The sequence below is a fragment of the Pararhizobium sp. DWP3-4 genome, from assembly GCF_049898205.1.
Lineage (GTDB): Bacteria > Pseudomonadota > Alphaproteobacteria > Rhizobiales > Rhizobiaceae > Pararhizobium.
On record NZ_JAFCXF010000003.1, the window covers coordinates 291,165 to 303,272 of the forward strand.

Sequence of the window (12,108 nt, forward strand, 5' to 3'; positions counted from 1 at the left end):
GACTTTTGTGCCTATAAGGAAAAAGAATGATCTCCACCGTTGAGGGGGAGATGTCACGAAGTGACAGAGGGGGGTAACCACGAACTCTGAGCATCCTGATCCCCTCAGTGCGCAACGGCGGCGGCGGCCGCTTCGTCGATCAGGCGGCCCGAGCGGAAGCGCTCCAGCGTGAACGGCGCGTTGATCTTGTGCGGCGCGTCGTTGGCGATGGTGTGGGCAAAGACATTGGCCGAGCCCGGCGTTGCCTTGAAGCCGCCGGTACCCCAGCCACAGTTGACGTAGAGACCGGAAACCGGAGTTTTGGCCAGGATCGGCGAGCGGTCCGGCGTCACGTCGACGATACCGCCCCAGGACCGCATCATCTTCATGCGGCGGAAGATCGGGAAGAGTTCGCAGATGGCGTCGAGTGTGTGGGTGATGATCTGCAGGCCGCCGGTCTGCGAGTAGGACGAATACTGGTCGGTGCCGGCGCCGATGACGAGTTCACCCTTGTCCGATTGGGAAATGTAGGCGTGAACGGTGTTCGACATGACGACGCAGGGGAAGATCGGCTTGATCGGCTCGGAGACCAGAGCCTGCAGCGGATAGCTGACCAGCGGCATGCGCACGCCGGCCATTTCCATCAGCACCGAGGTGTGACCGGCAGCAACGACGCCGACCTTCTTGGCATTGATCTGGCCGCGATTGGTATCGACACCGGCAACCGAACCATCCGGATTGCGGCGGATGCCGGTGACTTCACAGTTTTGGATGATGTGCACACCGCGATCGGCGGCGGCACGGGCATAACCCCAGGCGACGGCATCGTGACGGGCGGTACCGCCGCGGCGCTGAAGGGCGGCACCGTTGATCGGATAGCGGGCGGTGCGGGAAATATCGAGCGGCGGGCAGAATTCCTGCGCCTGCTCTGGCGTCAACCATTCATTGTCGATGCCGTTCAGGCGGTTGGCATGGATGTGACGTTTGAACACCTGCTGGTCATGGATATTGTGCGACAGCATCATGACGCCGCGCGCCGAATACATGACGTTGTAGTTGAGATCCTGGCTGAGGCCATCCCAGAGCTTCAGCGCGTGGTCGTAGATCCCCGCACTTTCGTCATAGAGATAGTTGGAGCGGATGATGGTGGTGTTGCGGCCGGTATTGCCGCCGCCGAGCCAGCCCTTTTCAAGCACGGCGATGTTGGTGATGCCGTGCTCCTTGGCGAGGTAATAGGCAGTGCCCAGGCCATGACCGCCGGCGCCGATGATGATGACATCATATTCCTTACGCGGCTCGGGCGAGCTCCACTGCGCCTCCCATCCCCTGTGGCCGCGCATCGCTTCGCGAGCGACAGCAAAAACCGAATATTTGCGCATCCGCTTTCACACTCCGTAGTCCTGCCGAAAGGCCGGTGAATTTCCTGTGGTCGATCTAGAAATCGCAAATCCCGGACTTCCGCAACGTTTCTTTTGCGACGCGAGACGGCGCTTGTCGCACGAGTTGCGACATGCAGTTCCCCGCGCGCAATATAAGGCAGCACACATATTGAGAAAGCACGATACGCCCGCACCACACGGCGTCGCCTCCTCTCCATTCCTATCACCGAGACCTTAGAACCAGCGTTTTGCGGCGCTTTCAGCCGTGGAAGGCAACTCGCGGCTGGACTTTGAGCAACCGATCTGGTATCCGCTCTCCCAATCGTAAAGCTCTCGGGCTCCGCGAACCATATTTTTTTGCCTCGTTGACCTGACTTCATGAGGCGATCACTCGAAACTGAAGGAACGGGATTCACGTGCAGGTACTAGTCCGCGACAACAATGTCGATCAAGCGCTTCGCGCACTCAAGAAGAAGATGCAGCGCGAAGGCATTTTCCGCGAAATGAAGATGCGTGAGGCCTACGAAAAGCCATCCCAGAAGCGCGCTCGCGAAAAGGCTGAAGGCGTTCGTCGCATTCGCAAGCTGGCCCGCAAGCGTTTGCAGCGCGAGATGGGCATCGTTACCCCCCGCCCTTCGGCGGCGGCGGCACGCTGATCGGCGTTCACTGCGCATCTAACGCGTAAATCGGGCGGGGGCGACACGATCGCCACCGCTCTTTCTGTTTCAATCGCATGGTGCCGGATTTAATTCCGGATACAGGCGACCAGCGCGCAGAGCGTGCTACACTGTCTTCGGACGCGAAACGGCACCCATGATGGTGTATCTGCCGTGCCCCAGGACTTTGACACTGCTGGCCCGATCCGCCGTTTAAGGCCCGGGACATGCCGAGACGCTTCGCTTAATTGAGGGAATCAATCTTGACATCGACTGCCAGGACTGCGGACTTTTCCGACCATACCGGCTTTGCCGGGCGCTCCAATCGGCGCGGTGTTTTCCTCGCCTCCATGCTTGCCGTGACCGGCGCGCTGATGCTGTCAAGCTGCACCACCGCAGACACGCCGAGCAACATGATGCGCGTCGAGCGGGCGCAGGGATCAGACGAGAACATCGCCTCCCTGTCCACCGTGATCTCCGCCAATCCGAGCGACCCGGAAGGCTACAATGTCCGCGGTTCGGCCTATGGCCGCGCCGGCGAATTCCGCCGGGCTCTGGCTGATTTCAACAAGGCGATCGAACTCAATCCGCGTTTCTACCAGGCCTATGCCAACCGGGCGCTTGTCGAACGCAACATGGGCGACCAGTCTGCGGCGCAGTCGGACTATAACATGGCTCTGCAACTCAATCCGCGCTACGACGTAGCCTTTATCGGCCGCGGCAATCTCTACCGCCAGGCCGGTCAACTGGATCAGGCTTTTGCCGATTTCAACAAGGCGATCGAACTCGATACGACGGACCCTCGCGCCTACCACAATCGGGGCTTGATCTATCAGGCCCGCAAGCAGCATGCGCAGGCGATCGAGGACTTCTCGACGGCGATCTCGCTGTCGCCGAATGCCCCAGAGCCCTATAACGGCCGCGGCATTTCCTACGTCGCGACCAATGACGACGACAATGCGTTTGCTGATTTCAACACGGCCATCAACCTGAACGGCAAGATCGCCGAATCCTGGGCCAACCAGGCGCTGGTCTACGAGCGCCGCGGCGACAAGGCGAAAGCGGCAAAGTCCTATGGCCACGCGCTGTCGCTGGATTCCAAGTATGAACCAGCCCGCGCCGGTCTCGCACGGGTGAAAGCCGCCGGCTGACAGCTCACCCAATGTCCGGACGAAATTGGACTCGCTGCCACCGCAGCGGGTTTTTTATTGCCTGTTTGTCGCACCGCAGCGGAACCATCCATCCCGCGAGCCGTTATCAGGCCGTCAGCGCATCGTTTCCAGAGTTAGGATGCGCACAGCGAAATACACGCCCTCTGCAACCGGATTGCAGGTCCGGGTCGAATAGGAGTAAAATCATGGTAAAACGCGCAATCATCGCCGCCGCCGCACTTGCTGCGATTTGGGTCGCACCGGCAGGTGCCGCGAACTACGTGACTGTTGGACGGCTGGTTTGTGGCTCTGAAGGCGGCGTAGGTATGATCGTCACATCCGAGAAGGCGCTGAGATGCACCTATACATCGGCGGCCGGTGGCCCGGCTGCCGTCTATGACGGCAAGATCCAGAAATTCGGCATCGATCTCGGCCAGACCGGGAAGAGCGTGATGATATGGGATGTGCTGGCCAAGACCGGCGCCAGCGATGCCAACTTCCCGCTGAGCGGCGAATATTATGGCGTTGGCGCCGACGCAAGTTTTGCTGCGGGTGCAGGCGCCAAAGTTCTCGGCGGTGGGATCGATAAGGCCTTCATGCTGCAGCCAGTCAACGTTCAAGTCCAGGAAGGACTGAATATTGCTGTTGGCGTCGAGAAGATAACGCTGGCACCGGCTGCCATCTAAGCCAAGCATCCTGACCTCCAGTCGCAAAAATGCCCGCCTCGCCGGCGGGCATTTTTGTGTTCCAGCATCTGCGAAGAACCGTCAGCGGTTCATCATCAATGGTTCATGGCCTTGACGATATCGTCGGTCATCTTCTTGGCGTCGCCGAGCAGCATCATGGTGCCGTCCTTGTAGAACAGCGTGTTGTCGATACCGGCGTAACCGGAGCCGAGCGAACGCTTGACGAACAGGCAGGTCTTGGCCTTGTCGACATCGAGGATCGGCATGCCATAGATCGGCGAGGTCTTGTCGTCGCGCGCCGCCGGGTTGGTGACGTCGTTGGCACCGATGACATAGGCAACGTCGGCCTGGGCGAATTCGGAGTTGATATCCTCCAGCTCGAAGACTTCGTCATAGGGCACGTTGGCTTCGGCAAGCAGCACGTTCATATGGCCCGGCATACGGCCGGCGACCGGATGGATGGCATATTTTACCTCGACGCCGTTTTTCTTCAGCGCATCCGCCAGTTCGCGAACCGCGTGCTGCGCCTGCGCCACCGCCATGCCGTAACCCGGAACGATGATCACTTTCGACGCATTGGCCATCAGGAAGGCGGCGTCATCGGCCGAGCCCTGCTTGACGGTGCGCACGACGCCATCATCGCTGGCAGCCGCTGCAGTATCGCCACCGAAGCCGCCGAGGATGACCGAGATGAAGGAACGGTTCATGCCCTTGCACATGATGTAGGACAGGATCGCACCCGACGAGCCGACCAGCGCGCCGGTGATGATCAGCGCCAAATTACCGAGCGTAAAGCCGATACCGGCGGCGGCCCAGCCGGAATAGGAATTCAGCATCGAGACGACCACCGGCATATCGGCGCCGCCGATCGGGACGATCAGCAGAACGCCCAGCGCCAGCGACAGAACGACGATCGCCCAGAAATCGAAATGGCTTTCCGAAGCCGCAAGCCCGACGATGAAAAAGATGATCAGCAACAGAAGCACTGAGTTGATGACATGGCGGAACGGCAGCATGATCGGCTTGCCGGACATGCGGCCATCGAGCTTCAGGAAGGCGATGATCGAGCCGGTGAAGGTGATGGCGCCGATGGCGACACCAAGCGCCATTTCGACCAGCGCCTGAGCATGGATTCCGCCGATCTCGCCGATGCCGAAGGAGGACGGGGTATAAAGTGCGGAGGCCGCGACCAGAACGGCGGCAAGGCCGACCAGCGAATGGAACCCGGCGACCAGTTGCGGCATCGAGGTCATCGGGATCGAGCGGGCGATATAGGCACCGGCACCGCCACCGATGGCAAGGCCGAGCACGATCAGCACCAGTCCGCCAAACGACGGGGTGGCGAGCAGGAGTGTGGTGACGATGGCGATGCCCATGCCGACCATGCCGAGGATATTGCCCCGGCGCGAGGTGGTCGGATGCGACAGGCCGCGCAGCGCCATGATGAACAGGACGCCGGAAACCAGATAGAGGAAGGCTGCGATATTGGCACTCATGACGGCAGCCTCACTTCTCTTTTTTCTTGTACATGGCGAGCATGCGCTGGGTCACCAGGAAGCCGCCGAATATATTGACCGAAGCGAGAACCAGCGCCACGAAGCCGAAGCCGGTGGCAAGGCCGGAGGCAGAGATGCCAACGGCCAGAAGCGCGCCGACGACGATGACCGAGGAAATCGCGTTGGTGACCGCCATCAGCGGTGTGTGCAGTGCGGGGGTTACCGACCAGACGACATAATAGCCGACGAAGATCGACAGGACGAAGATCGCCAGCTGGAACACGAACGGATCGATCGCGCCGCCGGACAGCCCGTGGACAACATTGCCGGCGGCATCCGGCACATATTCGGCGGCGGTGCGCACCGCCTCGACCGCCCGGTCGAGGTCTCCGATCGCCTTGTCGAGCATCTCATTGGCCATCATATCTCTCCCTTAGGCAGCCACGCTTCTCCCCGAAGCACGCACGCTACCCTCTCCAATTTTAAGCTGTTGCTGCGACCACGGGCGCTGCGGCGAAACTCGGATGCACCACGGCACCGCCATGCGTCAGCATCGTCGCCTTGACCAGTTCGTCCTCGACATTGAGGGCAAGCACCTTGGTTTCCTTGCCGACCATGGTCTCGAGGAACGTCACGAGGTTCTTGGCATAGAGCGCCGAGGCGGAAGCCGCGATGCGGCCCGGCATATTGGTGTAGCCGACAACCTTGACGCCCTCGACCTCGACCACCTGATCGGCCACAGCACCTTCGACATTGCCGCCGCGTTCGACAGCGAGATCGACGGCGATCGAGCCGGGCTTCATGGCTTTCAGCATGTCGCGGGTAATCAGGCGTGGTGCCGGACGGCCGGGGATCAGCGCCGTGGTGATGACTATATCCTGTTTGGCCAGATGCTCGGCGGTCAGCGCCGCCTGCTTGGCCTTGTATTCGGCCGACATTTCCTTGGCATAGCCGCCAGATGTTTCGGCCGCCTTGAATTCCTCGTCCTCGACCGCAATAAATTTAGCGCCGAGCGAGGCGACCTGCTCCTTGGAGGCCGGACGCACGTCGGTCGCGGACACGACCGCACCGAGACGCCGCGCCGTGGCGATCGCCTGCAGACCGGCAACGCCAGCGCCCATGACGAAGACTTTCGCCGCAGGAACAGTGCCCGCAGCCGTCATCATCATCGGCATGGCCCGGTCATATTCGGATGCCGCTTCGATCACCGCCTGGTAACCGGCAAGGTTTGCCTGCGACGACAGCACGTCCATCGACTGGGCGCGGGTGATGCGCGGCATCAATTCCATCGCAAACGCCGAAACGCCGGCCTTGGCCATATCCGCCAATGCCTGCTCGTTGCCATAGGGATCCATGATTGCCAGCACGATGGCACCGGGCTTGTAACCTGTGACCTCTGCGGATGTTGGGCGCCGTACCTTCAGCACCACATCGGCGCTCGCCGCATCGGCAGCGGAACCGATCCGCGCGCCGGCTTTCTCGAACTCGCCGTCCGGAATGCGCGACAAGGTGCCGGCACCGGCCTGAACGACAACCTCGAAGCCGAGGGTCTTGAGCTTCTTCACACTTTCGGGTGACGCCGCGATACGGCCCTCGCCCGGAAATGTTTCCAACGGTATGAATACGGTCTCTGCCACAGGTTCCTCCCTGACACGGGCTGGAACACGGCGGGCCGCGATTTCCACTTTCCCGTACACTCGATAATCGCGCCTTGAGCCGCCCTTTGGTGGCCTGCGCGCATGTCTCTCCCGGCCCGGCAATCACCGGGCCATGGAAAAGCCGGCACCTCACTCCCAAGTGCCGCTTTCATCAAAACTTTGGAAAACCGGTCAGCGCAGAAGCACGAAACCGGCGATATTGAGGAGAACGAAGAGGACGAAGGCGGTGAAGAAACCGGCGCTGGTGAAGAAACCGGCAGCCATGGCGATCAGCAGCGCGACGCAGAAGATCGTGACAATTTTCGTCGCCTCAAGGAAGAAATTGTATGTCTTCTCGTGTTCGGCATAATCCATCGGTGCGCCCAGTTCGGCCGGTCCGGAATGATGTTCAGCCATCGTCCATATCTCCCTGAAATTCAGCCGCACCCTACTCTGCCCTTGGCGGCGAGCGCGGCATCTCGTCTCTCTTCCATTCTATGCGCATCCAGAGTGCCCGGAGACATCGATCGCGCATAGGTGGCCTTACACAAAGCCACGGTCAAACGCAACGAAAACTGCAGGCGCGCCATGCGGCATAACGGTTGATCAGACGACTGTTGCAACAACACGAAAGCCTGATCAGGCCTGGCTGCGCGCGCGGCTCTGCATCGTCAATGCCAGGCGGGCTGTCGGCAGCACCGTCAGCGGTGCATACTGGGTTTCCCGGTCATCCCCAAACATCATGCGCCGCTCGAACGGTTCCGAATCGAAGAATGGAAAACGGGTATAGAGCCAGGGCCGGATTTCGCGGACGCGGGCAGCCAACAGTGTCAGGTCGATCTTGTAGTTGCCGCAATTCTTTTGCGGGGAGACGATCGTGTCGGCATCGAAGACCCGCTTGTAGAAGGCGGCATGCTGCGGCTTGACCAGCGACAGGCAGCGGTCGACGTCGAAATGCTCGGACGCCATGGTGGCGACGCGCAGGGTGAGATAGGGGATGGCCGGCATTTCCCGCAGGATTTCGGGATCGGCGGCAAGCCGGACCGGATCGATCAACGACAGGCCCGCGTCCAGAAAGCTGTCAATCTCCGCTCCAAAGACCGAACCGGACGAGCTGACACGATGCTCGGGCGTCACATGATGCACCCGCACGGTACTGATCAGCCGCTCTTCGAAATAGATACCGAAAACATAGGCGTGACTGTCGAAATCGATATCGTCGATCAGCATCGTGCCAGACAAGGGCAGGATGTCGGCCATCTTGTAGGCCTTGAAACGGATACGGGCGACATCTTCCATGTCCTCGCCCGTCTCGACCCGGCGATATTCTACATGATCCAACAGTTCCAGCAGTCGCTCTGAAAACCTGTTCTGCTGCTCCGCTTTCATTTCATCAAACGCCCCCGTTGAAGGGGCATTCATCGTCCAAACGGAGGCACCTCACAATGTTTTAATGGATCATTAATCATAAACCATTTGTTAAGGTTAACAGACAGTTAATGCTAAATTACCATTGCATTTCTTGACCGCTTAACAGCTTGAAACTGGTGCTCTTGCGGTGTTACGCACCTATCACGCGATCGGGTTGCAAGTAAAAGCGGTGAAAGGCTGAAAATCTACGCAGTGGGCCGATTGCGCCGTTTTGGCACGGACAGCTTCTTCAGCAATGTGTCCGACAGGCTTTCGATCGCCAGCGACGGCATGGGGGCAGCGAAGACGTAACCTTGTATCAGGTCGGCACATTTATACTGATTGATCAGCGCCAATTGATCACTTGTCTCGACCCCTTCGATAACGATCTTCAACCCCAGCTCGCGCGATAGGTTGACCATGCCGCGCAGAAGCTTGAAGCGGCGGGCATCCTCGCGGATATTGCGCACGAAGGAGCGATCGATCTTGATGATATCGAGCGGCAGCGCATCGAGATAACTGAGGCTCGAATATCCCGTTCCGAAATCGTCGATGGCGATGGTGATGCCGCGGGCGCGCAGCTCCTGGAGAATCATCTGCACCTTGGCCGCCTCTTCCATCAGGCAGCTCTCCGTTACTTCAAGGTGAAGCCGGGACGGATCCAGCCCGGTTTCCGACAGAATGTCCGTGACGGTCGGAATAATTTCGCCATTGCGCAGGTCAAGGACCGAGAGATTGACGGAAACGGCGATGTGGCTGGGCCATTCCAGGCAATCAAGGCACGCCTGGCGCAGCATAAATTTGGTAATGCTGGAAACGACACCGATTTCCTCGGCCAATTGAATGAACACATCCGGCGGAACTGGGCCGCGTTCCGGATGGGTCCAGCGCGCCAGCGCCTCACAGCATTCGATGCGGGAGCCATCGGCGAGAAACATCGGCTGATAGGCAACCGACAGCCCGCCCATTGCGATAGCCTCGCGCAGATCTGTCTTCAGTTTCTGCCGGTCAAGATAGTTCGCATCCATTTCCGCTTCGAACGCAGTGCAGCTGCCTTTTTCGCGGCTCTTGCTTTCAAATAGCGCAAGGTCGGCCTTGATCTGCATGTCTTCCAACCGGAAATCGGAACTATCGGCGATCACATAGCCTGCGCTCATCGAAATATTGAAGGTAAATCCGCTGGCGAAATAAATGCCACGCATTTGCATATGCACCGCCCGCATGCGCTCTTCGAGGACACGCCGGTTGTTTTCGCCTGAAAAGAACAAGACGAATTCATCGCCCATCAGGCGGGCCGCAATCGCATTTTCCCCCGTCACCTTCTTCAATCGTTCGGAGATCGCACACAGCAATCTGTCGCCGACGACGTGGCCGCGCGTATCGTTCACATGCTTGAACTCGGCGACATCAAGAACCATGAAACCGGTGAGGCCCGTACGGCTTTGATCGACCAGCGCGTTGCCGACAAGCTCGCCGAAATAGTCGCGATTGGGCAAGCCGGTAAGCGTATCGAACCGGACCATCTGTAGGATCTTTTTTTCCGCCCGCACGCGCGCCGTCACGTCTTCAAAGATCAGCACGATACCGCCACTGGCGCGCCGGCTTGCGGAAAATTCGAGGAACAGATCATCAGAAAAAGGGATAAGCGCACGCGATTGCATGCCCTGCATCAACTGGTCCAACTGCTTCAGGACCTGCTTGGCCTGATCCTGCTCCAAAAATGTGTGACGGACGCCATAGCGCAGCACGGCATCGAGATGGCAATCCTTGAGACGTTCTTTATCGCCCAGATTAAGAAGCTCGCAGGCGCGCCGGTTGGCAACCAGAATGCGGTGGCCGGCATCGAGCATGAACAGGCCATGCGGCATGTTGTTGAGGGCGAGGTCGAACCGGCCGGCGATCGTCGATATCTCGCGCGCAGCCAGCACATTCCTGTGCAGCGTTTCGCGCACCCCGCGCGCCATCGACCAGGTCGTCAGGATGAACGGCACGATCAACACGGCCAGAATGGCCATGAACCCATCCATCAGGCCAAGCAACCCAAGGATGATCGGCACGCAGGCCGATAGGGACATGACGACGACCGCACGGGCCGAACCGTAATTACGACCGACGAGCGACACCATGGTAGCGAGCGTCACGGAAATGCAGGCGAGCTCGGCAAAGGGGTCGCGAGTGACGAGAATGGCATAGCCGCACGCCATACCGAGCGTGATGGTGGCGCAGACACCGCCAGCATTGTAGCGGTTTTCCCAGCGGCGAATGCCTTCAAAATCCAGCGAAGCCAGATCTTCGCGATCGAACCGGCGCATATCGATACCGCGAACGAACCAGATCAGCACAATCGCAATCGTGCAGCCGATGAAAAAGGGATCACTGGTTTTTGCAAAAACGAGCAGGAATGTCACGACATGCGACAGCATGCCGATCAAAAGCATCTGGCGGTAATCGTAAAGCGAGCTTACGAACGAAAGGTACACATCGGTCGGAAGAGCGCTCTGTTCATTTGAATTCATGAACCCCCTGCTCCGGTTTGGCGAAGTGTTATTCCCGAGGGTTTAACGAAAGATTTCGCGCGCTTACCGGAAAAAATCCTCCCATATATTAGGGTGTGTGGTCCAGATACTGAATTATTGAAATATTTCAACCCAGTATTGCAGCTGGCGCTAAGGATTATTGTTTTTGTACAACCGTGCATGGATTCAACTTCGAACCGGTTATACGCTGCGCGCCAGCCCGGATATTTCTTCTGATTTCTGCCCTTCAATTTATCTGCCGCAATGGTTACTCCAATTCTAAGGCAAAGGGCCAAATCTTGCCAGTTGCACGCAACCGGTTTACGCACAGAACCGCCGTCAACGGGATTGACTTCCCTTGTCCTCGACGGCAATGGCTTGATAACGTGACATAAGGCCTTGCTTCGCGGAGCGACGAGCCGCCAGTGGAGATCTCGCAGTGCCAAAACCCGTCGTTGCCATACCCGCCGATTTCAGAGCATTCGACGGCAACGTCTGGCATGCCACGCCGCACCAATATGTCCGTGCAGCCGTCGAAGGCTCCGGCGTCATGACGTTTCTCGTTCCAGCCCTTGAGAGCGGCAACGACGCCGACGAAATCCTCGACCGGGTGGATGGTGTTCTTGTCAGCGGATCGCGCACCAATGTGCATCCCTCGCTGTATGGACAGGAAGCGACGAAGGGCCACGGTCCTTTCGACCCCGGCCGCGACGCGACAAGCCTTCCGCTGATCCGCCGTGCGCTCGAGCGCGGCGTGCCTCTGCTCGCCATTTGCCGCGGCATCCAGGAACTGAACGTTGCGCTCGGCGGCACGCTGGCAAACGAAATCCAGGATCTGCCCGGCATTTCGGATCACCGCAAGCCGGATGTGCCGGATCTCGATATTGCCTATGGCATCCGCCAGAACGTCGTCGTCAAGGAAGGCAGCTGTCTCGCCTCGGTGCTCGGTGCCGGCGAAGTACGGGTCAATTCGCTGCACCGGCAGGCAATCTCCAAGGCCGCTCCGCGTCTGGCCGTGGAAGCCGTCGCCGAAGACGGCACGATCGAGGCCGTCTCCGTTATCGACGCAAAAGCCTTTGCCGTCGGCGTGCAATGGCATCCGGAATACTGGGTCGGCAAGGACGCACCGTCCTCGACCTTGTTTCGGGCATTCGGCGATGCCGTTCGAGAATATGCTGCGGCGAAAAGGAAGTCTTGA

General features: G+C 59.2%; 11 protein-coding genes. 4 read left to right on the plus strand and 7 right to left on the minus strand.

What is annotated here, in order from left to right; all coding sequences use genetic code 11:
• Positions 1 to 104: 104 nt before the first annotated feature.
• On the minus strand, positions 105 to 1,358 hold the full coding sequence (locus ACP7E6_RS10760) for a sarcosine oxidase subunit beta family protein (RefSeq protein ID WP_426229768.1): 1,254 nt from the start codon (positions 1,356 to 1,358) through the stop codon (positions 105 to 107).
• A gap of 416 nt (positions 1,359 to 1,774) precedes the next feature.
• Between ACP7E6_RS10760 and rpsU the strand changes: the two genes are divergently transcribed.
• The 3 genes from rpsU (at position 1,775) to ACP7E6_RS10775 (ending at position 3,851) form a co-directional block, all read left to right on the plus strand.
• Positions 1,775 to 2,014: a 30S ribosomal protein S21 gene (rpsU, locus tag ACP7E6_RS10765; protein ID WP_113246608.1), complete on the plus strand. Its 240-nt coding sequence runs from the start codon at positions 1,775 to 1,777 to the stop codon at positions 2,012 to 2,014.
• Positions 2,015 to 2,277: 263 nt separating this feature from the next.
• Entirely contained in the window at positions 2,278 to 3,165 is an 888-nt protein-coding gene (locus ACP7E6_RS10770) for a tetratricopeptide repeat protein (protein ID WP_426229769.1), read from the plus strand.
• Between the two features lie 206 nt (positions 3,166 to 3,371).
• Positions 3,372 to 3,851, plus strand: coding sequence for a DUF992 domain-containing protein (locus ACP7E6_RS10775; RefSeq protein ID WP_426229770.1), 480 nt, complete (start codon positions 3,372 to 3,374; stop codon positions 3,849 to 3,851).
• A 95-nt stretch (positions 3,852 to 3,946) separates the two neighbouring features.
• Here the strand turns inward: ACP7E6_RS10775 and ACP7E6_RS10780 are convergent, their stop codons facing one another.
• The 6 genes from ACP7E6_RS10780 to ACP7E6_RS10805 all read right to left on the minus strand — a co-directional run bounded on the left by ACP7E6_RS10780 (position 3,947) and on the right by ACP7E6_RS10805 (position 10,910).
• The gene (locus ACP7E6_RS10780) at positions 3,947 to 5,347 is read right to left on the minus strand and encodes an NAD(P)(+) transhydrogenase (Re/Si-specific) subunit beta (RefSeq protein WP_113246606.1); all 1,401 of its coding nucleotides are present in this window, start codon (positions 5,345 to 5,347) and stop codon (positions 3,947 to 3,949) included.
• 10 nt (positions 5,348 to 5,357) lie between these two features.
• Positions 5,358 to 5,768 (minus strand): NAD(P) transhydrogenase subunit alpha, encoded by a 411-nt coding sequence (locus tag ACP7E6_RS10785; protein ID WP_113246605.1) that lies wholly within the window; start codon positions 5,766 to 5,768, stop codon positions 5,358 to 5,360.
• Between the two features lie 61 nt (positions 5,769 to 5,829).
• Positions 5,830 to 6,984 (minus strand): Re/Si-specific NAD(P)(+) transhydrogenase subunit alpha, encoded by a 1,155-nt coding sequence (locus tag ACP7E6_RS10790; protein WP_426229771.1) that lies wholly within the window; start codon positions 6,982 to 6,984, stop codon positions 5,830 to 5,832.
• 192 nt (positions 6,985 to 7,176) lie between these two features.
• On the minus strand, positions 7,177 to 7,401 hold the full coding sequence (locus ACP7E6_RS10795; protein ID WP_060639570.1) for an aa3-type cytochrome c oxidase subunit IV: 225 nt from the start codon (positions 7,399 to 7,401) through the stop codon (positions 7,177 to 7,179).
• 222 nt (positions 7,402 to 7,623) lie between these two features.
• The gene (locus ACP7E6_RS10800) at positions 7,624 to 8,373 is read right to left on the minus strand and encodes an N-acyl amino acid synthase FeeM domain-containing protein (protein WP_426229772.1); all 750 of its coding nucleotides are present in this window, start codon (positions 8,371 to 8,373) and stop codon (positions 7,624 to 7,626) included.
• A gap of 227 nt (positions 8,374 to 8,600) precedes the next feature.
• On the minus strand, positions 8,601 to 10,910 hold the full coding sequence (locus ACP7E6_RS10805; protein WP_426229773.1) for a putative bifunctional diguanylate cyclase/phosphodiesterase: 2,310 nt from the start codon (positions 10,908 to 10,910) through the stop codon (positions 8,601 to 8,603).
• A gap of 439 nt (positions 10,911 to 11,349) precedes the next feature.
• Here ACP7E6_RS10805 and ACP7E6_RS10810 point away from each other — a divergent pair, with 439 nt between their 5' ends.
• The gene (locus ACP7E6_RS10810) at positions 11,350 to 12,108 is read left to right on the plus strand and encodes a gamma-glutamyl-gamma-aminobutyrate hydrolase family protein (RefSeq protein WP_426229774.1); all 759 of its coding nucleotides are present in this window, start codon (positions 11,350 to 11,352) and stop codon (positions 12,106 to 12,108) included.